The 23166-nt window shown below is 61.8% G+C and carries 23 protein-coding genes; 14 read left to right on the top strand and 9 right to left on the bottom strand.

Translation table 11 applies throughout. From position 1 onward, the window contains the following. Nucleotides 1-31 precede the first annotated feature (31 nt). The 5 genes from OKW26_RS02255 to OKW26_RS02235 all read left to right on the top strand — a co-directional run bounded on the left by OKW26_RS02255 (nt 32) and on the right by OKW26_RS02235 (nt 3328). Complete coding sequence (locus tag OKW26_RS02255) at nt 32-1045, top strand: LysR family transcriptional regulator (RefSeq protein WP_429352547.1); 1014 nt, start codon at nt 32-34, stop codon at nt 1043-1045. 151 nt (nt 1046-1196) lie between these two features. Beyond that, a complete protein-coding gene (locus tag OKW26_RS02250; RefSeq protein ID WP_018425546.1) occupies nt 1197-1982 on the top strand; it encodes an SDR family NAD(P)-dependent oxidoreductase in 786 nt (261 codons plus the stop codon). A gap of 283 nt (nt 1983-2265) precedes the next feature. Next, entirely contained in the window at nt 2266-2463 is a 198-nt protein-coding gene (locus OKW26_RS02245; protein WP_429352546.1) for a hypothetical protein, read from the top strand. Next, nucleotides 2460-2774 (top strand): hypothetical protein, encoded by a 315-nt coding sequence (locus OKW26_RS02240; protein WP_187611727.1) that lies wholly within the window; start codon nt 2460-2462, stop codon nt 2772-2774. The genes OKW26_RS02245 and OKW26_RS02240 overlap by 4 nt, the downstream gene beginning before the upstream one ends. An 11-nt stretch (nt 2775-2785) precedes the next feature. Further along, entirely contained in the window at nt 2786-3328 is a 543-nt protein-coding gene (locus tag OKW26_RS02235) for a nuclear transport factor 2 family protein (RefSeq protein ID WP_184032187.1), read from the top strand. A 102-nt stretch (nt 3329-3430) separates the two neighbouring features. Here OKW26_RS02235 and folE read toward each other — a convergent pair whose 3' ends face one another. Continuing rightward, a complete protein-coding gene (gene folE / locus OKW26_RS02230) occupies nt 3431-4066 on the bottom strand; it encodes a GTP cyclohydrolase I FolE (RefSeq protein WP_429352545.1) in 636 nt (211 codons plus the stop codon). Nucleotides 4067-4259: 193 nt separating this feature from the next. Between folE and OKW26_RS02225 the strand changes: the two genes are divergently transcribed. Continuing rightward, entirely contained in the window at nt 4260-5237 is a 978-nt protein-coding gene (locus tag OKW26_RS02225; protein WP_429352544.1) for an NAD(P)H-dependent flavin oxidoreductase, read from the top strand. An 87-nt stretch (nt 5238-5324) separates the two neighbouring features. Here OKW26_RS02225 and OKW26_RS02220 read toward each other — a convergent pair whose 3' ends face one another. Together OKW26_RS02220 and bktB are read right to left on the bottom strand one after the other, a co-directional pair. Continuing rightward, nucleotides 5325-6980: an MBL fold metallo-hydrolase gene (locus tag OKW26_RS02220; protein ID WP_429352543.1), complete on the bottom strand. Its 1656-nt coding sequence runs from the start codon at nt 6978-6980 to the stop codon at nt 5325-5327. Between the two features lie 40 nt (nt 6981-7020). After that, nucleotides 7021-8202 carry a beta-ketothiolase BktB gene (bktB, locus tag OKW26_RS02215; RefSeq protein ID WP_429352542.1) on the bottom strand — a complete coding sequence of 394 codons (1182 nt, stop codon included), beginning with the start codon at nt 8200-8202 and terminating at the stop codon, nt 7021-7023. 354 nt (nt 8203-8556) lie between these two features. Between bktB and OKW26_RS02210 the strand changes: the two genes are divergently transcribed. From OKW26_RS02210 to OKW26_RS02180, 7 genes are all read left to right on the top strand, one after another. Beyond that, nucleotides 8557-10488 (top strand): AMP-binding protein, encoded by a 1932-nt coding sequence (locus tag OKW26_RS02210; RefSeq protein WP_429352541.1) that lies wholly within the window; start codon nt 8557-8559, stop codon nt 10486-10488. A 19-nt stretch (nt 10489-10507) separates the two neighbouring features. Then, nucleotides 10508-11719 carry an acyl-CoA dehydrogenase family protein gene (locus OKW26_RS02205; RefSeq protein ID WP_429352540.1) on the top strand — a complete coding sequence of 404 codons (1212 nt, stop codon included), beginning with the start codon at nt 10508-10510 and terminating at the stop codon, nt 11717-11719. Between the two features lie 78 nt (nt 11720-11797). Further along, nucleotides 11798-12958: an acyl-CoA dehydrogenase family protein gene (locus tag OKW26_RS02200; protein WP_429352539.1), complete on the top strand. Its 1161-nt coding sequence runs from the start codon at nt 11798-11800 to the stop codon at nt 12956-12958. Nucleotides 12959-12977: 19 nt separating this feature from the next. After that, nucleotides 12978-13715: an enoyl-CoA hydratase gene (locus OKW26_RS02195; RefSeq protein WP_429352538.1), complete on the top strand. Its 738-nt coding sequence runs from the start codon at nt 12978-12980 to the stop codon at nt 13713-13715. A gap of 114 nt (nt 13716-13829) precedes the next feature. Next, nucleotides 13830-14588, top strand: a complete 759-nt coding sequence (locus OKW26_RS02190) for an enoyl-CoA hydratase/isomerase family protein (RefSeq protein WP_429352537.1) — start codon at nt 13830-13832, stop codon at nt 14586-14588. 55 nt (nt 14589-14643) lie between these two features. Further along, nucleotides 14644-15423 carry an SDR family NAD(P)-dependent oxidoreductase gene (locus OKW26_RS02185; protein WP_429352536.1) on the top strand — a complete coding sequence of 260 codons (780 nt, stop codon included), beginning with the start codon at nt 14644-14646 and terminating at the stop codon, nt 15421-15423. Nucleotides 15424-15444: 21 nt separating this feature from the next. Continuing rightward, nucleotides 15445-15912 (top strand): hypothetical protein, encoded by a 468-nt coding sequence (locus OKW26_RS02180; RefSeq protein ID WP_429352535.1) that lies wholly within the window; start codon nt 15445-15447, stop codon nt 15910-15912. 67 nt (nt 15913-15979) lie between these two features. On the opposite strand, the gene OKW26_RS02175 is transcribed toward OKW26_RS02180, so the two are convergent. Beyond that, nucleotides 15980-16915, bottom strand: coding sequence for a FadR/GntR family transcriptional regulator (locus OKW26_RS02175; protein WP_429352534.1), 936 nt, complete (start codon nt 16913-16915; stop codon nt 15980-15982). A gap of 224 nt (nt 16916-17139) precedes the next feature. Here OKW26_RS02175 and OKW26_RS02170 point away from each other — a divergent pair, with 224 nt between their 5' ends. Next, nucleotides 17140-18249, top strand: a complete 1110-nt coding sequence (locus OKW26_RS02170; RefSeq protein ID WP_429352533.1) for a hypothetical protein — start codon at nt 17140-17142, stop codon at nt 18247-18249. 68 nt (nt 18250-18317) lie between these two features. Here OKW26_RS02170 and OKW26_RS02165 read toward each other — a convergent pair whose 3' ends face one another. From OKW26_RS02165 to OKW26_RS02145, 5 genes are read right to left on the bottom strand one after another with little or no spacing between them, the layout of a single operon-like run. Next, nucleotides 18318-19094, bottom strand: coding sequence for an enoyl-CoA hydratase-related protein (locus OKW26_RS02165; protein WP_429352532.1), 777 nt, complete (start codon nt 19092-19094; stop codon nt 18318-18320). A 43-nt stretch (nt 19095-19137) separates the two neighbouring features. Further along, entirely contained in the window at nt 19138-19902 is a 765-nt protein-coding gene (locus OKW26_RS02160) for a glucose 1-dehydrogenase (RefSeq protein WP_184061969.1), read from the bottom strand. Nucleotides 19903-19940: 38 nt separating this feature from the next. After that, complete coding sequence (locus tag OKW26_RS02155) at nt 19941-21194, bottom strand: CaiB/BaiF CoA transferase family protein (RefSeq protein WP_429352531.1); 1254 nt, start codon at nt 21192-21194, stop codon at nt 19941-19943. A gap of 2 nt (nt 21195-21196) precedes the next feature. Then, entirely contained in the window at nt 21197-21673 is a 477-nt protein-coding gene (locus OKW26_RS02150) for a MaoC family dehydratase (RefSeq protein WP_090808761.1), read from the bottom strand. 49 nt (nt 21674-21722) lie between these two features. Continuing rightward, complete coding sequence (locus tag OKW26_RS02145) at nt 21723-22886, bottom strand: acyl-CoA dehydrogenase family protein (protein WP_429352530.1); 1164 nt, start codon at nt 22884-22886, stop codon at nt 21723-21725. Nucleotides 22887-23166 lie beyond the last annotated feature (280 nt).

Here is a 23166-nt window from a genome sequence, read left to right as displayed (position 1 = left end):
TAGAACGACATTCTAAAATGTATGTTGAACGGTGCTGGACGTCAAGATAGTGCGCACCCGATATGACCAGGGTTCGTCCGTAGTGCACCGCAACGGGACAAAGGCGATATGCTGGGGACACCCGATATCAAAGCCATATCACGTCATGGAATTGCGGCATCTCAGACACTTCGTTGCGGTTGCGGAGACCCAGCACTTTGGCCGTGCGGCTGCGCGCCTGGGCATGGCGCAGCCGCCGCTCAGCCAGTCGATCATGCGGCTGGAGGAGCAGCTCGGTATCAAGCTGCTCGAACGTACACCGCGAGGCGTTTCGCTCACAGCCGCCGGAGCCGCGTTGCTCGCGGAAGCGAAGCCACTGATCGCGCAAGCGGAGCTGGCCGAGCGGCGCGTGCGGCAAGCCGCCGACGAACTCGCGAGTCTGAGCGTAGCGTTCGTGCCGATGTGTGCGCTGCGAATCATGCCGCTAGCCATTCAGGGGCTTCGCAAGCAATGGCCGGGCGTAGACGTCCGGTTGATCGAGCGCGGCAGTGCTTTGACCGTCGCCAGCGTGAAAAACGGCAGCATCGACCTGGGCGTGGTAGTCACCAGTTCGGCGGACGTCTCCGGTTTGGAAAGCGTGGTCATCGAGCGTCTGCGTGTGGTGGCCGCGGTTCCGGCGAAGTGGCCCGTGGCGGCGCAGCCTTCAATTCGTATCGCGGATCTCGCGCGATACCCGCTCATCATGTTCCCTCAGCAGATGTCGCAGCCGCTGTTCGCTGCGTTCGAGACAGCGCGCCGCGAGGCGGGGCTGTCGCCGCGGGTGACCCAGCAAGCGCGCCATCCATACACGATGCTCAACCTCGTGTCTCATGAACTGGGCATCGGTCTGATGCTGGACTCGGCGCGATACCTGCCCGTGGAGGGTGTCGCCTTCGTCGACATCGAGGATGTTCCGGCTTCAGGCGAAACTGAGGTGTCGCTGGTGTGGGCCGATAGACCTCACAAGCCCTACCACCGTTCGATGCTCGACATCATGCGCGATATCGCGTCGCCGGCGGCGGGGTGATACGCGCAATCGCACTGCTCGACAGCTTCGTCCATGCTGCTCCTTTCGTCATCCGCTTCTCGTTCATCTTGACACGCCAAAGTGGTGTGTTTATCTTTGCGAATGACGTTCAGAAAATAACCCGCTCGCGCGGCGAGCCAAAGGAGGAGCAATGAGCACGAATGTGGCGAGTCTTTTCAATCTCGATCAGAAAGTGGCGGTGGTAACAGGGGCAGGCTCAGGCATCGGCCGCGAGACGGCTTTGCTGCTGGCGTCGGCCGGCGCGGCGGTGGTCGCGGCGGACCTGAATGAGGAAGCGGCGCAGCAGACGGCCAGGCAAATCGAAAGTGCGTCTGGCAAGGCTATCGCGATCAAAGTGGACATCGGCGATGAATCGTCGATTCTTGCGATGTACGAAACGGTGCAGGCCAAACTTGGGCGCCTCGACATTCTCGTGAACAACGCGGGCATCTATCCGAAGACGCAATTCGTCGAGACGTCGGTAGAAAAGTGGGACAAGGTGCTCGGCATCAACTTGCGCGGCACCTTCCTCTGCATGCGCGAAGCGATCAAGCGAATGCAAGGTGCCAAAAACGGCGGTTCCATTATCAATATTTCGTCGGTGGCTTCGCTGCAGCCGGTGATTTTCGACAACGGTGACTACGGCGCGTCGAAGGCGGGCGTGAACAACCTCACCAAGGTGGCAGCGCTCGAATTCGCAGCAGACGGAATTCGCGTGAACGCAGTGCTGCCCGGCGGCGTGGCAACCGAGGGCGCGGCCGCATCGACGAAGGTTCATCAGGCTCACGGGCCGATCACCCAACCTGGTCGCATGCCGCTGGGCCGCATCGGCGTCGCCTCCGATATCGCCAGGGCAGTGTTGTTTTTCGCGTCGCCGGCATCGGACTACGTCACCGGTCAGCTTCTCGCTGTCGACGGCGGCTTCCAGGTCTCCTGATCACTCGTCTGCGTGTCATTTTCGAATCGCCAAGCTGCGTCGAGAACGCGGCTTGGCGCTGCCATTCCCTTTCCCCGATTGATTGCCGACCCGTTCGCACACACGTCCATGTGTGTGCAGCGGGCGCTCGCGCATGCGCGTCGGTCTGTGCCTTGTCGGGTAGTGAAAACACCGACGCCATTAATTGAACGACGTGTTGCATAACCATATTCCATGGCATAGGATGTCCATCAAGAGGCGCCATGCAAGCGCCCGAGAGCATAAGCCTGATCGGAGACATGCGATGTACTTTCTCGACAGCGATTTACGTGGTCCTCTTGCAGACTATACGTACGACTATCGTCGCCAGCGCGCTGAAAAGGGCGCTCCGTCGTCGGACGAATCGGCTCGCGCAAAACAATCGAATTGGGCGGCGCGCGTGTTGGGCGTGGTGGCGCCTCGTGCTCTGGGCAAGCTGCGGACGGAGGGCCGGGCGCGATGAAAACGCTGACTCGCGAGAGCGCTCGGGAAGCGCGTAGAGTATGGCTCCCACTCATTCTCCTGTCGATTTCGGCGGCGGCGGTCTGGCTGCTGCAACGCGATGTGCGCATGGAAGAGCTAGGCCGGTCCGCACTCTTCGACGTCGTGATGATGTTTGCGGTGCTCGGGGCGACGGCATTGGCGGGCATCATCGGATGTGCGATTGCGAGCCGTGCGCGAGCGCAGGAAGCCGATTTGTCGACAGGCGAGGGTTGTTGCTTCATTGGCGCCGTGATCGGTGCGGTCGTCTTTTTTGTCGCCATGACTATCTAACGGTAGAAGCCATGAATGAAGAACTGAGCGCGCGCGTCGAAGCACTGTTGGATAAGCAGGACATACTCGAATGCGTACACCGCTATTGCCGCGGGGTCGATCGCATGGACCGGAAGTTGACGCTGTCGGCGTACCATCCGGACGCAATCGACGACCACGGTGCATTCGTCGGGGATGCAGAGGAATTCGTTGACTGGGCCTTTGCGTACCATACCGAGCATCAGTTGTCGCACCACCATATGGTGTTCAATCACAGCGTCGAATTGCAGGGCGACGAGGCGCACGGGGAGACGTACTGGCTTTTCTTCGGAGAAAATCGCGTCAAGCCAGACACGCTAGCGGTGGGGCGCTATATCGACCGCTTCGAAAAGCGTGATGGCGTGTGGGCGATTGCCGCCCGTGTCTGCATCTCCGAAGCGATCAACGAACTGACCCCTGCGGAAGTGCCCACTGCGTGGCGTGAAATCCTGATGGGCAATGGCGTCAGTGCACGAAATCGTGAAGACGTCTCTTACGAACGGCCTTTAAAGACGCGCCAACCCAGCGAGGTTTAAGGCCAGACGCAAGCCTGCAACGACGCTTGCCACCACGGCACCACGGATCCCAGCATCGATTTGCCATGAAAGCCAACGTCGGCAGCAAGCCGACGTTGGCTTTCAGCTATTGGGTAATGGCGCAATCGTGCTGTGACCGACAATCGACAGAAACTCGCGGCGGGTGGAAGGATCGTCACGGAATGCGCCCAGCATTCGGCTCGTCACCAGCGATGCGCCGGGCTTGTGCACGCCTCGCGTACTCATGCACTGATGCGCGGCTTCGAGAATGACAGCGACTCCCTTCGGTTGAAGCACCGTGTTCAGCGCATCGGCGATCTGAACGGTCATCTTCTCCTGAATCTGTAGGCGCTTGGCATAGACATCGACGAGGCGCGCGAGTTTGGAGATGCCGACCACGCGATGCTCGGGCAAGTAGGCAACGTGCGCACGTCCGATGATAGGCACCACATGGTGTTCGCAGTAGCTCTCGAAACGGATGTCCTTTAGCACCACCATCTCGTCGTAGCCATCCACTTCGGAAAACGTGGTGGCGAGAATCTGCATCGGGTCGGAGTCATAGCCCGAGAAGAACTCGCGGTATGCGCGCGCGACCCGTGCAGGTGTTTGAATGAGACCTTCCCTTTCGGGATCGTCACCGGCCCATCGGATCAGCGTGCGCACGGCTTCTTCCGCCTCGTCCGGCGTAGGGCGAATCGACACTTCCTCAGCGCCAATCTGATTGTCTCGTTTATTCATCAACTCTCCTGATCATTCATGCCTGGTGCAATCGCATCGGCGTCCGCGAGTGCGGCACACGAGTGTCGGCGATGTGGAGGAAGTGTATATAATTGCACGGTGTTCGTAAATACAAACTACCGGCGCATCTTACACGCGGCGTTCGACCATTGCCGGTCGAAAGATCAGGTTGCACTTACACAGGGATCAGCACATGAAAACGCGCATTACAGAGCTGCTTGGGATTCGATACCCCATTGTTCAAGGGGGCATGATGTGGGTGGGGCGCGCTGAACTTGCCGCCGCCGTCTCGAACGCCGGTGCGCTCGGCACCATCACCGCTCTGACGCAGCCCACGCCCGAGGCGCTGCGCAACGAGATCGCTCGGGTTCGCTCAATGACGGATCAGCCGTTCGCCGTCAACCTGACCATTCTGCCGACGATCAAGCCAGTGCCGTACGACGAGTACGTGCAAGCGGTCGTGGAGAACGGTGTGAAGATCGTCGAGACGGCGGGACGCAATCCCGAGCCATATATGCCCGCATTCAAGGCTGCGGGAATCAAGGTCATCCACAAGTGCACGTCGGTGCGTCACGCGCTGAAAGCGGAGGCGTTGGGCTGCGACGCCGTGAGCGTGGACGGATTCGAGTGCGCCGGACATCCGGGCGAGGACGACGTGCCCAATCTGATCCTGTTGCCGGCCGCGGCCGCGAAACTGCATATTCCGATGCTTGCGTCAGGCGGCATTGCCGATGCGCGCGGCATGGTCGCCGCGCTCGCGCTCGGCGCGGATGGGATCAATATGGGTACGCGCTTCATGGCAACGCGGGAGGCGCCGATTCACGAGAACGTCAAGCGCAGGCTCGTAGAGCATGACGAGCGCAATACGGCGTTGATCTTCCGCACGCTGAAGAACACGTCGCGCATCTTCAGGAATTCGGTAGCGGAGCAGGTGTTGGAACTCGAGCAAAAAGAGGGTGTGACGTTTGCGGATCTCAAGCCGCTGGTGAGCGGTGAGCGCGGTAAGCGAGTGTACGAGACGGGTGACACCGAAGACGGAACGTTTCCGGCTGGCCTCGCAATCGGGCTTATCGAGGACATTCCCACCTGCGCGGAACTCGTGAGTCGGATGGTCGGCGAGGCGCGCGCACTCATTCATGGCCGGCTGGCCGCGCTTGTAGAAGCGAGCTGAGTCCGCAACAAGACGGCCGTCGAACAAGGCTGCCCGCGCCCCCGGTTTTAGCGGGCGTGGCAGCCGATGCATGTATTACGATCGCAATCAGGCCTGCGAAGTCGGACGACGTTGTTCGTCGAGTCGTTCGAGATGCGCCAGCAGCGACCGGGATGCCGCTGGCCAGAGCCTTTCGGGAACATCGGTATAAGCAAGACGCAGCCAGTCGTCGATCGAACCGGTCGGCAGTGCCTTTACCGCGCCGGCGATCTTTGCTTCCCGGGCGAGACGGTGTGCCTTGAGGCGGGCGATCTGGTCATGCGGTCGGTCCAGCACGTACCCATGGGCGGGCAGAATAAAGTCGATGTCACGTTCGGTGCAGATCGCGTTCACCCGGTCGAGTGACGTAAGGTACGCCGTCATGTTGCCGTCGGGAGGATCGATGATGGTCGTGCTGCCATTCAGAATGTGATCGCCGCTGAATAGCAGTCCGTCTTCAAGAAGGACCAGGCACACGTGGTTGCTTGCGTGCCCCGGTGTCGAGACGACCAGCAATCGATGCGTCTCGCCGTCATGCGCAAGTGTCAGCACATCGCCATCGAGCAATTCGCGATCCGGAACGAAGTGATGGCTTGCCCTGTCGGCAGGCCCGGCCGACCGACCGAGGACTGGTGGCTTGTGCGGACACATGGACTGCAGTGGCCTCGCCCCGGGTGCGTGGTCCACGTGGGAGTGCGTGCAGACGATCATGCGAATAGCGCCGCCCGTAGCTGCGAAGATGCGTTGAAGATGCGCCTGGTCGTCCGGCCCCGGATCGATCACGATGAAGCCGGTCGCCACCGTGCCGACGATGTAGCTATTCGTGCCTGGGCCCGTCATCAAGCCGCTGTTGCTGGCGGTCAACCGCGTCACGTTTCTCAGAAGCGGGGCGGTTTGCGTCGATCGCCAATCCAGAGAGTGGAGCACCTGACCGTCGGGGCACACGAGACGCAGTTCCCCGTATGAGGGGTCACCTTCCATGCAGCGCACGACATTGCCTGAGCTCAGCCCACCGCGCGGACAACTGCTCCACAGCGACCTTTCAGACCTGCACGCCGTGAGCAGTGCATCAACCGAGTTGAACGAGCGAAGGCGTTCGAGTGTTCGCACGGTCGGGAAGATCATCGTGAAGCCGCCCGAAGCATGGCGCGCCAGTGCCTCGTCGGGACGGAGCCACACCGGTTCGAACTGCTCGGCGCCGTCCGCAACAGCGGTTTGACCGACGGGCATGCGCGCCACGAAAAACTGCACGTCAAAGCGCCGCGGCAGGTCACGATCGGTGATCCAATGCGCAAACGGATAGACCCGATCCGCGGCAAGTGTGAGGCCGTGCTGCGAGCAATGGTCTTCGATCGCTGTTGCCCGGTCTAGCCTCGCAATATCGTGATCGTCGACGAAACCGCCGTCGTGTCGCCATGCCAGCAGCACACCGAGCTCTTCGAATGTTTCCCGAATGGCTGCCACGGCCTGAATCGCTTGAGTATCGTCTTGCGTGGGGCGCCGTCGTACGCCGCCGGCGATTCGTCCATCGGACGGGTCGATTGCGCCACCAGGAAAGACGAACGCGCCCGGCGCGAAGCTCGCTTGCGCCGAACGTCGTGTCATCAGCACTTCAATGGCGCGCGAACCCTCGTATTGCGCGTCGCGTAGCAAGAGCATCGTCGCAGCGGGGCGTGGCGCCACCGGCTGCCGTTGCGGGTGGAGTCGTTGTTCGGGGCGTACCACGTATGTCCCTCTGGTTGAATGGATAACGCTGTGCGAAGCCCTAAATGCGCTCGAAGATGGCCGCGATGCCTTGACCTCCGCCGATGCACATTGTCACGAGCGCATAGCGCCCACCGCAACGATGCAACTCGTGAATGGCCTTGACCGCAATGACGGCGCCGGTTGCGCCGATCGGATGGCCGAGCGAGATGCCCGATCCGTTCGGGTTGACCTTTGCGCTGTCGAATTCCAGCTCCTTCGCCACGGCGCAAGCTTGAGCGGCAAACGCCTCGTTCGCTTCGATCACATCGAGATCTGCGACGGTCAAACCCGCGCGCTGCAGGGCCTTGCGTGTCGCAGGTACCGGGCCGATGCCCATGTATTGCGGATCGACGCCCGCGTGAGCCCAGGAGACGAGTCGCGCAAGCGGACGAAGGCCGCGTTGTTCGGCGCTGCGACGGGCCATCAGCAGGACTGCAGCCGCGCCGTCGTTGAGGCCCGACGCATTGCCGGCCGTGACCGTACCGTCTTTCTGGAACGCCGGGCGCAATTTGGCGAGATCGGCGATGGTCGTGCCCGACCGCACATGCTCATCGGTGTCAAAAACGGTTTCGCCCTTTTTCGTGCGCAGTGCTACGGGCACGATCTGCTCGCGGAAGTTGCCGTCATGAATAGATTGTGCAGCGCGCCGGTGCGATTCGACGGCGAGCAGGTCCTGGTCGTCGCGCGAAATGCCGTACTTCTTTGCGACGTTCTCTGCGGTTACGCCCATATGGCAAGCGCTGAACGGATCGGTCAACGCGCCGACCATCATGTCGATCAGGCGGATGTCGCCCATGCGCGAACCCCAACGCGCGCTGCTCGCAACGTATGCTGCGCGCGACATGCTTTCTGCACCAGCGCCGATCGCAATTTCCGTGTCGCCGTGCGCGATGGCTTGCGCAGCGGAGATGATTGCCTGGAGGCCGGAGCCGCATAGCCTGTTGAGCGTCAGCGCCGGTGCGTCCGCGCTGACGCCGCCTTCCATCGCGGCGACGCGCGCGAGATACATGTCGCGAGGCTCGGTATGGATCACGTTGCCGAACACCACGTGACCCACCTCTTCACCCGGCAGATTCGAACGCTCGAGCAGCGCGCGAACGACCGTTGCGCCTAGCGTCGTGGGCGGAATGCTCGATAGCGCGCCACCGAAGTCTCCAATAGCGGTGCGAACGGCAGCGGTGACGACAACCTCTTCCGACATGATGGCTCCTTGGTTCCGGTAATCGGTTACGATCCGGTGTCGTGTTTAACAATGAGAATGGCGTTCAGAAATTAGCGCAATTTTTGTTTTCTGTCCACGTTGTTGTGCGATGCGCAAAGCTGCGATCGTGCCGGACATTGCGCGCGTCATTCGCGCCAGATTGCGTGTGTGCTATCAGGCCTTCCTCGTGGGTGACGACGGATAGACGTGGCTGGGATTTCGCGTTATTCTGGTTCAGCAAGATGATCGACGTTCAATTATTGGTTGAACTTGGCCCGCAACATTTCCAGGTATCGGAAGGCGATGCAAGAGCTCGCGGGACATGATTTGCCAGATAACAACAGGACGACTCAGATGGATGCAGGTACGGCTTCGCACGATGCCCTGATGGATGTGCCGTTTCGCCCGATTCGCGTCGGCAGCATGGATGCCATCGTCGAGCGAAGGCCAGACGGAAGCGTGGTGTATGAACTGCAGGAACCGCTCCAGGCGTATCCCGTCCGCTTGACGGAGCGGCTCGAACACTGGGCGAGCGTCACGCCCGAGCGCGCGTTGCTTGCGCGGCGGACGCCGGACGGCAAGTCATGGGAGTCTCTGACCTACCGCCAGGCGTTCGACGGTGCGCGTGCGCTGGGGCAGGCGCTGCTCGATCGAGGATTGTCGCCGTCTCGTCCGTTGATGATTCTTTCCGATCGAAGCTTTGAACACGCGCTCTTCGCGCTCGCCGCATTGCACGTCGGGATTCCCTATATCCCGGTGACGCCCGCGTATTCGCTGTTATCACAGGACTTTTCGAAGCTCAGGCAACTCGCGGCCGTATGCACGCCCGGCCTCGTCTTCGCGGAGGACGGCGCGCAGTATGGCCGCGCATTGCGTGAGGTGTTCGGCGACGTGGAATGTGCCGTCGTCGGTCCGTTGCCGGAGGGTCGTGGCGGTTCGCGCGTCGCGCAGTGGCTGAAGACGCCGGTTACAGCCGACGTCGACAAGGCGTTCAAGGCAGTCGGCCCGGATACGGTGGGCAAGATCATGTTTACTTCGGGAACGACAGGCGCACCGAAAGGCGTGATCTACCCGCAGCGCATGTTGTGCAGCAATCGACAGCAAGTCGCCCAGGTGTTCGCGTTTCTTCAGGACGGGCCATCGGATCTCGTCGACTGGCTGCCTTGGCATCACACTTTTGGCGGCACGCATAACTTCGGCATGGTGCTGTACGGCGGGGGGACTTACTACCTGGACCCAGGCAAGCCAACGCCGGAGGAAATTGGCCCAACGGTGCAGGCATTGCGTGAAATCGCGCCGGCGGTCTACCTCAATACGCCGCAAGGGTTGGCCTCGCTCATTCCGCATCTGCAGGCGGACAAGGCACTGCGCGAGAAATTCTTTAGCAAACTCGCGCTCATCTACTACGGCGGCGCAAGTCTGCCGAAATACATCTGGGCTCAACTCGACGAGCTCGCGGTGCGTACCATCGGCCAGCGTGTGCTCATCATGTCGGGCATCGGCAGCACGGAAGCAGGCCCAACGCCGCTATCGGCGGCCTGGGATCCGCGACGCGAAGCGATTGCGGGGTTGCCCGTGCCCGGCGTCAAAGTGAAGGTGGCGCCGGTCGGCGCGAAGCTGGAAATCCGTTTCCTCGGCGACTGTGTGACGCCCGGCTATTGGAAAGATCCCGAGCGCACCGCCGCCGCGTTCGACGAGGAAGGCTATTTCCGCTCCGGTGACGCAGCAACGTTCATCGACCCGCAGCGCCTCGAACTGGGACTGCGCTTCGACGGACGGATCGCGGAAAATTTCAAGCTGTCCTCGGGCACCTGGGTCAACGTCGCCGAGTTGCGACTGTACGCGCTGAACGTGTGGGGCCCGTATGCGCGGGATATCGTGATTGCCGGGCACGACCGCGACTACCTGAGCGCGCTCGTCTTCCCTGACATCGAAGCGTGCCGTGCGCTTTGCGACGACCTTCACGATCCGATGCCGGGCGCCGACCAGATCATCAACAGCCGCGGCGTGCGCGCGTTCTTCCAGACCGGACTCGACCAGCTCGCCGCGCGTCCTGGCGGCAGCTCTACGCGCATTGCGCGCATCGTGCTCGAAAGCGAGCAGCCGACGCTCGATAACGGCGAATTGAGTGCAAAGAGCGCAATCAGCCAACGCAATGTGCTCGAGCGACGGCGCGGTGTCGTGGACGAGCTTTATTGCGTGCCGCCCACGCCGCGCACATTGGTCGGCAACGCTGGCGCAGCAGCGGGTGCAGATCGAGGCGCGCGCCGCGGTTCAACGTACTGAAAACGCTGGAAGCTAAACCATGGATTTTCGCGTAGATCCCGCGGACATCGCGTTCCGCAAAGAAGTTCGTGCGTTCCTCAACGAGCATTTGCCGGCCGACCTGGCCTTTCGCGGGCAGCAGGGCTTTCTGGCAGGTGACGACGATTCACAGCGCTGGACTCGCATCTTGCACGAAACGCACGGCTGGTCAGTGCCGCATTGGCCGGTTGCCGACGGCGGCACGGGGTGGACCGCGATGCAGCGTTACGTCTTCGAGGAAGAATGCTATCTGGCAGGCGCACCGATACAGAATCAGGCGGGCGTGTCGCTCGTCGGACCCGTGATTTGCGAGTTTGGCAACGAAGAGCAGAAGCGGCGCTTTCTTCCTCCTATTCAGCGTGGTGAAGTGTTCTGGGTACAGGGTTTTTCAGAGCCGGGCTCGGGTTCCGATCTTGCATCGCTACGTACGACGGCGGTTCTCGATGGAGACCACTACATCGTCAATGGACAGAAGATCTGGACCAGCTTCGGCGCCTACGGTCAATGGAATTTCGTGCTGGTCCGCACGGATAGCGAAGCGAAGCCACAAAAGGGCATTTCCTTCCTGCTGCTCGACATGTCGTCGCCGGGCGTTACCGTGCGGCCGATCGCGTCGCTCGATGGCTGCCATCACCTGGCGGAAGTCTTCTACGACAACGTGCGTGTGCCTGCTGAAAACCTTATCGGCGAGGTCAACAAGGGGTGGGGATACACCAAGTTTCTGCTCTTTAACGAGCGGGCGTTTCTTGGCGCTGAAGCGCCTGCCCTCAAGCGCTATCTGCGCAAGATCCGGCACTACGCCTCGCGCGAACGGATGGCCGGCAAGCCATTGATCCAGGATCCGACGTTTGCGGCACGTTTGGCGCAGCACGAATTGGAGGTTCGCGCGATCGACATGGCGGTGCAGAAAATCCTGCATCAAGGGATAGACGAGCGCAGCGGCGGTATGGCGATCGGATCCATGCTCAAAGTGCGCGGATCCGAACTTCATCAGAAGCTCACGGAGATGCTGCTGGAGGTGATCGGCGATTATGGCGCCGTGTTCTATCCCGATCCGAATGAAGAGCGAGAACTGCGCGAGGCCCAGTTCATCGGACCTGAATACGCGCCAGGCCTGGCGGCAGAGGTCTTCTATCGGCGGGCTTGCTCGATCTATGGCGGGACGGCCGAAATTCAGCGAAACATCATCGCCAAAGCACTGTTCGATCTTTGACGCCATATCGAGTCACGAACGGTCTTCGATCCCCGAGACGTGGGATCGCATCAATTGCCGGCATAAAGAGGGTGCAGCATGGACTTCGAGTTGAGCGACGAACAGCGGATGTTGCAGGAAAGCGCGCAACGCTTCTTGCAAAAGAGTTATACGTTCGAACATCGTCGCAATCTTGCTTCGCAAGGAGGCGGATTTTCGCGCGAGACGTGGCGTACGTTCGGCGCAATGGGTTGGCTCGGTGTCGCGGTGCCGGATGAATTGGGCGGCCTCGGTTTCTCGTCAGTCGAAAGCGCCATCGTGGCCGAGCAGATCGGGCGCGCGCTGGTGCTGGAGCCATACGTGATGTGTGGTGTGTTTCCTGCGTCGCTTGTCACGCGCTGCGGGCGAGACGGGCAGCGCGAGGCGATACTTGGCGAGATCGTTTCGGGCGAGACTGTCTATGCGGTCGCGCAAAGTGAACGTGAAGCGCGGGGTCAGGTGCATTGCGTGACGGCCACCGCGAAGAAGACAGAGGACGGGTCGTGGCGGCTGGACGGCTATAAGACGCTCGTGGTTGGAGCGCCCGTTGCAGACCGTCTGCTCGTCGTCGCTCGCGCGGCGGGTGCAGCCGATGCCACGGACGGCATCGGGGTTTTCGTCGTCGATCCGAAGCAGGCAGGCGTGACGCTGAAGACTTGCGCGTTGCTCGACGGCACGCCATCTGCGGACTTGCTGCTCGATGGTGTGATCGTCGCGGAATCGAATGTTCTGGGTGAGGCTGGGCGAGCGTTCGAAGGACTGCAGGCCGCCGTTGACGAAGCGGTCGTTGCGATCTGTGCCGAACTGGTGGGCGATATGGAAGACGCTATCGAGCTCGCGTCGGAGTACTTGAAAACGCGCAAGCAGTTCGGGGTGGCGATTGGCAGCTTCCAGGCGCTGCAACACCGGATGGCCGACATGGCGATCGAAGCGATGCAGGCGCGCGCAACACTGCACCGTGCGTTGCTCTCTATCAGCGAGGACAGGGAGAACCGGAGCGTCGAAATCTCGGGCTGCAAGGCACAGACCACTCGTGGCGCAAAGTTCGTCACGCAACAGGGTATCCAGTTGCACGGTGGCTACGGCATCACGGATGAATACAAGGTGGGCCATCACTATCGCCGTCATCTGGTGCTCGACGCATTGTTCGGCAACGCGGACTATCACCTGAATCGCTACGCACGCCAGATTCAGCACGAGGCAATGTTCGCGGCGGCGTGAACCCTTTCGAGGCATTGCCATGAACGCGAAAGCAACCGATCTGCTCGGCGTGCAGAGTGACGGAACGGTTCTCACGTTGACACTGAACCGGCCCGCGGCCCGCAACGCACTGAACCTTGCATTGACCGAAGCGCTGGTCGACGCATTGCATCGTTTCGAAGCGGACCAAAGCCTGCGCGTCCTGATCGTGACGGGCGCCGATCCGGCCTTTTGTGCTGGGCTCGACCTGAATGATTTTTCCGCGCCCGAAGCGCCGCGCACGCGGGTCGCGGACATGATCGATATGTGGCCGCGCATCACCAAGCCGGTAATCGCGGCGGTCAACGGCGCTGCCGTTACAGGCGGGCTGGAACTCGCAATGGGGTGCGATTTCATCATTGCGTCCGAGCGTGCGCGCTTTGCCGACACGCACACGAAAATCGGCGCGCTCGCGGGGGGCGGCATGACCGCGAGATTGCCGTATATCGTGGGTCCGCGGTGGGCGAAGCAGTTCAGCTTGACGAGCGATCCGATTGACGCGGCCACGGCGTTGCGCATCGGCCTCGTGAACGAGGTGGTCAGCCACGAGCAACTGATGGAGCGGGCAGCGTCACTAGCGAAGACGATTGCGAGCCGCCGCCCCGATCTCGTCGCGACGGTCAAGCGCGTGATCGATCAGGGTGCGCTAGCTTCGCTGGAAGAGGCGTTGCGGATCGAGAAGGCGGCATTGGCGCAAAGAAAGCAAAGCGGCGGCATGGCGTGGCAGGTGGGGAAATAATCGCTTGCCTGAGCGAAGCGCGCGACGCGAGGGCCGTGACGCTGGCTCAATCAACAATTTCGCCCTGAGGGGACTCGCATGGCAAATCTCTACGATCTTCCAGACGACATTCAGGTGACGGCCGACGGCGGCCTGCGGATCATTACGCTCAATCGACCAGACGATCTGAACGCGTCGACCACCGAGATGCTCTTCAGTTACCCCAAGCTGTTTGCTGCGCTAGCCTCGGATCCCGAGGCGCGCGTCGGGATTCTCACCGGTGCGGGAAGGGCGTTCAGCGCCGGCGGAGACATGAATCACTTCGTCAAGACGCTCGACGACCCCGATTTTGCGCGCAGCGTGCAAGAGAACGCGCGGCAAACGATCCACGGTTTCATCGACGTGCCGATTCCTCTGATTGCCGCCGTCAACGGGCCAGCCGTCGGTTGGGGCGCGACGATGGCTACGCTGTGCGATATCGTTCTGATGTCGGAGAAGTCTTTTCTCGCCGAGCCGCATATCAACATTGGTCTCGTCGTCGGAGATGGGATCTCCGTGTCGTGGCCGCTCTATACCAGTCTGCTGCGGGCGAAAGAACTGATCTTTACTGGAGATCGCATCACAGCGCAGCAAGCCGTTGATTTCGGTCTGGCCAATCGCGTTGTCGAACCCGACAAGCTGATGGAAGAGGCTACGACTCTTGCGCAAAAGCTGCTCAAGCAACCGCGCCACGCACTGCGCGAAACCAAGAAGCTGATGAACCTGCATCTCCATCGCAGTGCGGCCCAGATGCTCGACACGACCCTCGCACGCCAACTGGAGGCGACGCTCAGCGACGAGCATCACGAGATCGTGTCGGCGTTCATCGCCCAGCAGAAACGCAAGCAAGCCTGATCCTGCCCGGTGAATCTTGCTTTCATCGACAAGCCTCCTTTTCTGCGGAGTACGTATGCCCTCATCGCTTTTTGACCTCACGGACAAGGTCGCAATCGTCACCGGATCGAGTCGCGGCATCGGCTATGCCAGTGCGCTCGGCATGGCGGAACATGGCGCCAAAGTCGTCGTTTCCGGCCGTAACGCCGACGCCTGCGAAACTGCCGCGCAAGCCATCAACGAACAGGTCAGAACTCGGGTGGCCTTGCCGTTTGCCTGCAACATCGGCCGAAAAGCGGAGTTGCAAGGTCTCGTGGCTGCGGCGAACGGCGAGTGGGGCAGAGTCGACATCGTGATGGCCAATGCCGCGATTCACCCGTGGATAGGCTCGGCACTCGATCTGCAAGACGAAACGTTCAACAAGTTCATGCAGGTCAACGTCCAGAGCAATATCTGGCTCGCGCAGATGACTGTGCCCGGCATGATCGAGCGTGGCTATGGGCGCTTTATTTCGGTGGCATCCGTGGTTGGCCTGTTCGGCGATGCCGTGACGGGAACCTACGGGCTCACCAAAGCCGCCGACATGCAGCTCGTGAGAAACCTCGCGATGGAATTCGCCGCAAAGGGCGTCACTGCCAATTGCATCGCGCCTGGCACCTTCAAGACCGAGATGGCGCGATCGCAATGGGAGGACGAGGCGATGGTCGAATGGTACCGGGGTCGCAATCCATCACAGCGCTTCGGCGAGGTCGACGAGATCGCCGGGCTAGCCGTGATGCTCGCATCGCGTTCGGGCGGCTATATCAACGGCCAGACGATCGCGGTGGATGGCGGCCACACGATCTCGTTTCGCTGACCTGCAGGAGGGAAGGACATCGTGCGCCCCCAGATGTTCAGGACGCGAATCACCGATCTGCTCGGCATTCGTCACCCGATACTTTGCGGTGGTCTTGGGCCGCGCGTGTCCGACGCACGGTATGTCGCGGCCGTCGTCAACGCAGGCGGCATGGGCTTCAAGGCGAAGGTGGTGGCGGGCGACGGCAGCGAAAGCGTCGTGGTCAAGTCTGCGATTCGCGATCATCATCGCGTGCTGCGCAACGAGAGCGCCGAGGCGGTCATGGAACTGGATCGCGCGCAGGTGAGCGAGTTCGAGCGGTTCCGCCCTCACGTGATGGGCGCACTCGCGCACCAGGCTTACGTGACCGGCGACACGCGCAAGGGCATGATCGACTATGGGCATGCCGCGGTGTTTGCCGACGCGGTCAGGAAGGTCGAGGCAATTTTCGACGAGATGATCGACGACGCGGTGGCGGCGTCGAACCGGCTGAGCACGCTGACGCCGTAGATGGCTAGCACGGCGACGGATCGGGATCGGTGATCGTTGAGGCGGACAGGCAAGTGCAGCGCGGCCGCTACTCCAGCCACGTCCTGATCCCCGCGATGTAGTCGGCCATTTGCCGGCGAGCCTGCTCTTTATCGCGGGCAATGATCGCGCGCGCGATCTCGCGATGGTATTCCTTGATCCTCGCCACGACGCGGTCGCGGTCCGTTCGGCTGCGCCGATGAAACGTGGAATGCGCATCGGCAAGTTGCAGGACGATGCCGTCGAAGAGACGCAGTGCGGGATCGCCGCAAAGTTCAGCGAGCAGGAAATGAAATCGCAGCAACTCATCGGCGCCGGCACGGCCGTCGAGTGGCGCCTCGGCCTGAACCTGGTCGAGCACGCGTCGCTCACCTTCATGGTCGAGCCGTTCGATGACGAGATCCAGGACGGCCAGTTCGAGCGTGCGGCGCGTCGCGAGGATATCGCGCGGCGCGATGCCCGCATACTCCAGATAGACGCTGACTGCCTGCATCGTCGCGCTCAGGTCCGGCTGGGCGACGATCACGGCGCCTGCGGTGCCGCGCTGCACCCTCACGATGCAGTGGTGCTCGAGCAAGCGGATCGCTCCGCGCAACGCAGCGCGACTTACTCCATGGACCTTCATCAATTCCTGCTCGGAGCCGAGCGGTAGTCCTGCCGGCCATCCCAGATCGATGATGTGTTTCAGCAGCGCCATGAAGAGCGTCTGCGCGCGCGTGATCGGTGCGCCGATCGCATTGCGCTTGCGGCGCGACTCGGCAGTTTGGGGCAGCGCAGGCGTCATCGCGGCCAGCATCGAGAGCCACTGCTGGCGCGGGGCTTGGCCAGGATGCATGTTGTCGCGCAGCTTTTCGCGGCGTTGCGCGGCGAACTGGCTGAAGAGGGCGACGTCGGCTGCCGGGACGACCAGTGTCAGGCTCACCATGCCTTCGGCCTTCTTGCGGGTGCGATAAGCGGCGACGCGTTCGGCAGACGACTTTGGCATGTCCGAGATCAGTATTAAATGCGAACGTCGTTCAATATATCGCACATGATCGTTACATGTAACGAAGCTTTCGTGCGCGCAGGCAGCGCGCGTTTCCGGACCGCAGAGAAAGCCGGTAAATCAATACGTTAGCTCCTGTGCCCCTGTGCTGATCGCGCGCCGGGCGTGCTCGTGGCCAGACGAGCGGATCGACCGGTTTTCAGCCGCGCGCGAGGATACCTATAGTGAGCCGCTCCAACCACTTCACCATCGTGACGGGTGTAACGACCATGAGCGACACCAAACTATCCATGCCGCGCCGCGGCGACTTTGGCTGGCAGCCTCTTGTCAGCGCCTTCGAGCCCACCATCGAGGACATGCTGTCCAACCGCGCCTACTTCGGCATGCCGCCCGAAGCGCTCTACCTGTGGGGAACGCTGCGCGACGAGGATGGCGAGATCTATTGCCCGATGCGGCGGATTCCCGCTGGCCTGCGGACGGACGCGAAGGACACGCGGCGGCGTTTCTACCTGTGCACGACGCTCGGCCACGACGACGGCATGCATATGCATCCGGTAGGCAAGGAATCGGTGCCGAACGATGGATTCGCAAGAACGCTCGAAGAGGAGCGCATCCACTGGCGAAGCCACCCGCAGGCGCCCGGCAATCGCTTTCACGTCACCTGGACGCCCGAGGATTGCAGCTGGTACGAAGAGAACGGCATGGATATCGAGGGCAAGCTCGTCAGGCCCGGCATGCACTGGTATCTGCCGGGCCGCGACGCGGGCATGTACTACGTCGCGAACATCTTCGAGATGGAAGGGACGATACTCGGAAAGAAGGTGCGCGGCATGATCGGCTTCGATCCGATCCATATGTACGAGGGCGGCGAGATCTACAAGACGAAAGATGCGCTGGTGCAGGAGAAGCTGGAACTCGTCTGGTACACGTGGGCGACGCGTTATAAGGATGGCAGCATCGACTTCGGGCACTTCACGCTCGGTAACGACATGTTCGGCTTCGCGATTCTCGGCAACGAGAAAGGCGAGGTGCGCTTTACCTATGACGTGACGGGCACCATCGATTTCGGCGCGAATGGGTATTGGCAGGAAGGCATCCGTTACTCAGCGTTCGGCGAAGAGTGGGAATTCATGCCCGATCCGCGCGGGCGTCTGGTCGGTCTCGGGACGCTCAAGAATCCGCAGGTGGACGGCCGCTGGCGGCGCGTGGGCGATGCGCGCGAGCCTGACGTGTGGTTCGCATGGGGCGAAGCCGCCCCGGAGCATGGCAGCCGCCCCATCAACCGGCTCCCGGGGCTTGGCACGCGTGTCGGCGTGAACTTCCGCAAATACTGAACTTCGGCGCGCGTATGCGCAAAGGGCGACGCCGAAGCCGAGCGTCGCCCTGCCGGCATTTGCGCCGGTCACTTCACGTACTTGCGAAACTCCGGCTTGCGCTTTTCGCGGAACGCATTGCCGCCTTCCTTCGATTCGTCGGTGTCGTAGTACATCGCAAGCGCCTGCATCGCGAACGCGCCGATGCCGCGGATGTTCTCGGTATCGATATTGAACGAGCGCTTGGCGAGCGCAATAGCGGTAGGGCTCATCTGCAGAATCTCGTCGCACCACTTCTTCGTTTCGGCGTCGAGTTGTTCCGCGGGCACGACGGCGTTGATGAGACCCCAGTCGAGCGCCTGTTTCGCGCTGTATTTGCGGCACAGGTACCAGATTTCGCGCGCGCGCTTCTCGCCGACGATGCGCGCGAGGTAGGCGGTGCCGAAGCCCGGATCGACCGACCCGACCTTCGGGCCGACCTGACCGAAGACCGCGGTCTCGGCAGCGATGGCGAGATCGCAGAGCGTCACCAGCACGTTGCCGCCGCCGATTGCATAGCCGTTCACGCGTGCGATCACGGGCTTCGGAATGTCGCGGATGATGCTTTGCAGTTCCTCGATCGGCAGACCGACGGTGCCGCGCCCGTTGTAGCCGTCGCCGGACTGGTCGCCGCCCGTGCAGAACGCCTTGTCGCCGGCGCCCGTGAGCACCACGACGCCGATATCCTTGTTCCATCCCGCGAGGCCGAAGGCCTTGATGAGCTCCTCGACGGTGTTGGCGCTGAATGCGTTGTACACCTTCGGGCGATTGATGGCGATCGTCGCGACCCCGTCCGCCTCCTGATAGCCGATGTCCTTGAATTCCATGTCGTATTCCAATGTTGTTGATTGATTGCGTTCGCGCTGCCGTTTATCCAGCCATCGTCAGACCGCCCGACACGCTGATGACCTGACCGCTGATGAACGCGGCGTCGTCACTCGCGAGAAAGGCCACCACGCCCGGGATGTCGCCAGGTTCGCCCATGCGGCCGAACGGCACGGCCTTCACCAGGGCGGCCTTGATGCGCTCGCCTTTCTCGCCCTGCGCGAGGTTGTCGAGAAGCGGGGTCGCGGTCGGGCCGGGGCAAACGACGTTGACGGGAATCATCTGGCGGGCCATTTCGCGTGCCATCGTCTTCGTGAAGGCGATGAGGCCGCCTTTGCAGAACGAGTACACCGCTTCCATCGAGGAGCCCACGCGTCCCGCATCCGACGAGATGTTGACGACGCGGCCACGGCCACGTTCGGCCATCCGTCGCAGCACGGCATGGTGCATGTTCAGCGGTCCGTACAGATTGATCGCCACCACTTTGTCCCAGAACGGTTTCTCGGTTTGCAGGAAGAACGCACCCATGTCCCAGCCGGCGTTGTTCACGAGAACCTCGATCGGTCCCAGTTCTTCCTCGACTCTCGCCACCGCAGCATGCACACCTTCGTGATCCGTGATGTCGACGCGGTAGGCTCGCGCCTTGCCGCCCGCCGCCTCGATTTCCGCCGCGACACGCACGGCGCCTTCTTCGTTCAGGTCGAATAGCGCGACGGTCGAACCTTCGTCGCCGAATCGTCTGCTGATGGCGGAACCGATCCCACCTGCCGCGCCAGTGACGACGACGACCTTCTCCTTGAGCCCCTTCATTGATTCCCTCCGTGATGTGCGAGGCGCTGTCGCGCCAGTTAATCCTTGCTCAGCGCTTCCGATACGGCTTCGCCCCTTCCTGTGGCCAGGGCGAGGAGCGCGCTCGCTTCGTCCGCGCTATATCCCGCTTCGACCAGAACCTGGACGCTGTGCTCGCCGAGATTCGGCGGCAGATAGCGAACGTTGCCGGGCGACTCGGAGAAGTGCACCGGTATCGAGGTCATGACCATGTCGCCTTCGGTCGGGTGCTCGAAGCGCTGGAAGAACCCGGTCTCCTTGATGTACGCGTCGTGCATCAGGTCTTTCAGGTCGCGCACGGGACCGTGCGGCACGTCCGCCGAGGCGAAGATCGCATTCCATTCCGCAGTCGTTTTGTTGCGGATGGCGTCGCCGACGATGCGATACAGCTCGCTGATGTTGCGCATACGCTCGGCCATGTGGTGGAAGCGCGGGTCGTCGAGCAGATGCGCTGCATCGATTGCGCACAGCACGCGGCGCCATTGCTCGTTATTCACGGCGAGCAGGCAGATATGCCCGTCTTTTGTCGCATAGGGCCGGCGGTGCGGCGAGAACATGCGCGGATAGCCCAGGCCGGTTCCGTCATTGGAGCCCAGCGCACCTTCCCAGAGATGCTCGAAAAGATTGAATTGCAGCATCGTTTCGAACATCGGCACGTGGACGAGTTGGCCGACACCGGTCCGCTCGCGGTGATAGAGCGCCATGCCGATCGACGACGCCAGCACGTAGCCGCAGAACTTGTCGACGATCACGGTGGGGAAGTATCGCGGCGAGCCGTCCGCGTCGCGGTTCATCGCGGCAATGCCGGTTTCACCCTGAATCACGTCGTCGAAAGCGGGGCGGTCCTTGTAGGGTCCGTCGATTCGATAGCCGGCACCCGACGCGTACACGATGCGTGGGTTGCGCGCCCGCACGGTTTCATAGTCGATGCCGAGGCGCTCGGCGGCACTCGGGCGCATGCTGTGCACGATGACGTCGGCGGTCTCGACGAGCTTGAGCAGCGCTTCGCGGCATTCGGCCTGCTTCAGGTTCAGGATCACGCTGCGCTTGTTGCGGTTCATGATCGTATAGAACACTGCCATGTCGGGATTGCGGCCAGGGCCGTTCTTGCGGTTCTGGTCGCCTTCGGGCGGTTCGATCTTGATGACGTCCGCGCCCATGTCGCCGAGTAGCTGCGTGGCGACCGGACCGAGCACGTTGATGGTCAGGTCGATCACGCGGACACCGGCTAACGGGCCGGTCGCCGGTTCGAGGGGTTGTTGGGGATTTTCCATGCTCAGGCCTTGTATTCCTTGCCTTTAACGAGTCTGAGCGGCGTGTACACCATCACTTCCGTGCCGTCCTGCCTGATCACGCGGTTGCGGGTGCGCACCAGCCCAAGTCCGGGGCGCCCCTTGCTAGGCCTGCATTCGATCACCTCGCACTCCACGTGAATCGTGTCGCCCACATAGGTCGGGCCTTTGATGTCGAGTTCCATGTTGAGGAACGCGAAGCCGACGCCCTGCATGGTGGCCTGCGTGAGCAGCCCTTCCATCAGCGTGAAGACCAGCGCGCCCGGCGCGACGCGCCCCTTGATGGCCGACTGCTCGCGAAGAAACTCGGTGTTGGTGAACAGAACTTCCAGCATGCCTGTCACCGAAACAAAGTTCACGACATCCGTTTCGGTCACCGTGCGGCCCACGGTCTTGAACTTGCGTCCAACGGGCAGGTCCTCCCAGTGAATTCCCAGACCAACCGTTTCGATTTCTTCCATTGCCTGTCCTCTGTCGTTGTCGGCTCGGCTGTTAGCTGAGCTGTCGTTGTCAGTTCTTCTTGATGCGGCCTAGCACGCTGTCCGCGACGATGTTGCGTTGGATCTGGTTGGTGCCTTCGATGATCTGCACCACCTTCGCGTCGCGGAAATAACGGTTGATCGGGTACTCGTTGGAGATGCCTGCGGCGCCGAATAGCTGCACGGCATCGGTCGCGACCTTCATGGCGACATCCGACGCGAACATCTTCGCCATCGCCGCCATTGGGGCGAGTTCACGGCCGCTAACGCCCGCATCGACGAGCGACGCCGTGCGATAGACGAGTTGGCGCGCGGCCTCGGTCTGGGTGACCATGTCAGCGATCATCCAGCGCACACCCTGAAAGTTGCTGATGCTCTGGCCGAATGCAACGCGGTCCTGAATGAATTTGACGGTGTGATCGATCGCGCCCTGCGCGATGCCAACCGCGCGCGCGGCCACGATGGGACGGCTCGTGTTGAGCGCCTCCATGGCCACCTTGAACCCCTGGCCGCCTTCCGGCCCGAGACGGTCTTCCGCGCGGATGGAGGCATCGTCGAAGTAAAGGGGGCACGACGCCACGCCGCGCGCGCCCATCTTGTCTTCTTCGTTGCCGATCGTCAGGCCCGGCGTGTTGCGATCGACGATGAAAAGATTGATCCCGAGCGCCTGTCCTTCCTCGTCGAGCGTCCTGGCGGCGACGAGAATGAAGTCGGCGATATGCGAATTCGTGCACCAGATCTTTGAGCCGTTGAGCACATAGCCGCCGTTCTTGCGGCGCGCTGTCGTGCGAATGCCCGAAACGTCGGAGCCGCTTTGTGCTTCGGTAATGGAGAGAGCACCGCGTAAGTCACCGGAGGCGAGACCCGGCAGCAGGCGGGCCTTCTGCTCTTCCGTGCCGCCTTCAAGAATGGCTCCGAACGGTGTCCATTGCACGACCAGCAGATAGCCCGTGTTGTAGCAAACCCGCCCGAACTCCTCGACGGCGATGCAGGCCGACATCACGCTGCCGGCGCCGCCATACGCTTCAGGAAACGGCAACGTGAAGAGGCCGAGTTCCTTGAGCAGTGCGTACATGTCGTGCGGATACCCGGCCGTACGGTCGATCTCGTCGGCCCGCGGCGCCACGCGCTCCCGTGCGACGCGACGGATGAGGTCGCGGATCTGAAGCTGGTCGTCTGTTAGTTCGTATGTCACTTCGAGCTCTCTTGCTAACGGTTTTTTCGGGCCGGCCCCGCGGATTCGTCTCCGGAGTGGGGATACGTCGCCCCCGCCGACCACTTCCTGATCACATTCGAAGTCTTCACGTTTATGAACGATGTTCGATAAATTAAACGAAGGGCCGGGTGATCGTCAAGCGCTGAAACCGGCTCCCGCGGGTTTGTCCGAGGTGCGTCGGGAATTTGGTCGGGATGTAGTTTCAGCCTTGCGCGGCGGGGCACGGCAGGGCTTTCCCGCCGTTGACAGCGCGCTCCCA

The organism is Paraburkholderia sp. 32 (assembly GCF_050435345.1).
Taxonomy (GTDB): Bacteria; Pseudomonadota; Gammaproteobacteria; order Burkholderiales; family Burkholderiaceae; genus Paraburkholderia; species Paraburkholderia tuberum.
The sequence above is the reverse complement of the archived record's forward strand: the minus strand, read 5'-3'. Positions and strand labels throughout refer to the sequence as shown.

What these genes read in the sequence shown, in the direction of transcription:
- OKW26_RS02250 (WP_018425546.1), top strand. Translation starts at nt 1,197, where the DNA reads ATGAGCACGAATGTGGCGAGTCTTTTCAATCTCGATCAGAAAGTGGCG.
- OKW26_RS02245 (WP_429352546.1), top strand. Translation starts at nt 2,266, where the DNA reads ATGTACTTTCTCGACAGCGATTTACGTGGTCCTCTTGCAGACTATACG.
- OKW26_RS02240 (WP_187611727.1), top strand. Translation starts at nt 2,460, where the DNA reads ATGAAAACGCTGACTCGCGAGAGCGCTCGGGAAGCGCGTAGAGTATGG.
- OKW26_RS02235 (WP_184032187.1), top strand. Translation starts at nt 2,786, where the DNA reads ATGAATGAAGAACTGAGCGCGCGCGTCGAAGCACTGTTGGATAAGCAG.
- folE (WP_429352545.1), bottom strand. Translation starts at nt 4,066, where the DNA reads ATGAATAAACGAGACAATCAGATTGGCGCTGAGGAAGTGTCGATTCGC.
- OKW26_RS02225 (WP_429352544.1), top strand. Translation starts at nt 4,260, where the DNA reads ATGAAAACGCGCATTACAGAGCTGCTTGGGATTCGATACCCCATTGTT.
- bktB (WP_429352542.1), bottom strand. Translation starts at nt 8,202, where the DNA reads ATGTCGGAAGAGGTTGTCGTCACCGCTGCCGTTCGCACCGCTATTGGA.
- OKW26_RS02210 (WP_429352541.1), top strand. Translation starts at nt 8,557, where the DNA reads ATGGATGCAGGTACGGCTTCGCACGATGCCCTGATGGATGTGCCGTTT.
- OKW26_RS02205 (WP_429352540.1), top strand. Translation starts at nt 10,508, where the DNA reads ATGGATTTTCGCGTAGATCCCGCGGACATCGCGTTCCGCAAAGAAGTT.
- OKW26_RS02200 (WP_429352539.1), top strand. Translation starts at nt 11,798, where the DNA reads ATGGACTTCGAGTTGAGCGACGAACAGCGGATGTTGCAGGAAAGCGCG.
- OKW26_RS02195 (WP_429352538.1), top strand. Translation starts at nt 12,978, where the DNA reads ATGAACGCGAAAGCAACCGATCTGCTCGGCGTGCAGAGTGACGGAACG.
- OKW26_RS02185 (WP_429352536.1), top strand. Translation starts at nt 14,644, where the DNA reads ATGCCCTCATCGCTTTTTGACCTCACGGACAAGGTCGCAATCGTCACC.
- OKW26_RS02175 (WP_429352534.1), bottom strand. Translation starts at nt 16,915, where the DNA reads ATGCCAAAGTCGTCTGCCGAACGCGTCGCCGCTTATCGCACCCGCAAG.
- OKW26_RS02165 (WP_429352532.1), bottom strand. Translation starts at nt 19,094, where the DNA reads ATGGAATTCAAGGACATCGGCTATCAGGAGGCGGACGGGGTCGCGACG.
- OKW26_RS02160 (WP_184061969.1), bottom strand. Translation starts at nt 19,902, where the DNA reads ATGAAGGGGCTCAAGGAGAAGGTCGTCGTCGTCACTGGCGCGGCAGGT.
- OKW26_RS02155 (WP_429352531.1), bottom strand. Translation starts at nt 21,194, where the DNA reads ATGGAAAATCCCCAACAACCCCTCGAACCGGCGACCGGCCCGTTAGCC.
- OKW26_RS02150 (WP_090808761.1), bottom strand. Translation starts at nt 21,673, where the DNA reads ATGGAAGAAATCGAAACGGTTGGTCTGGGAATTCACTGGGAGGACCTG.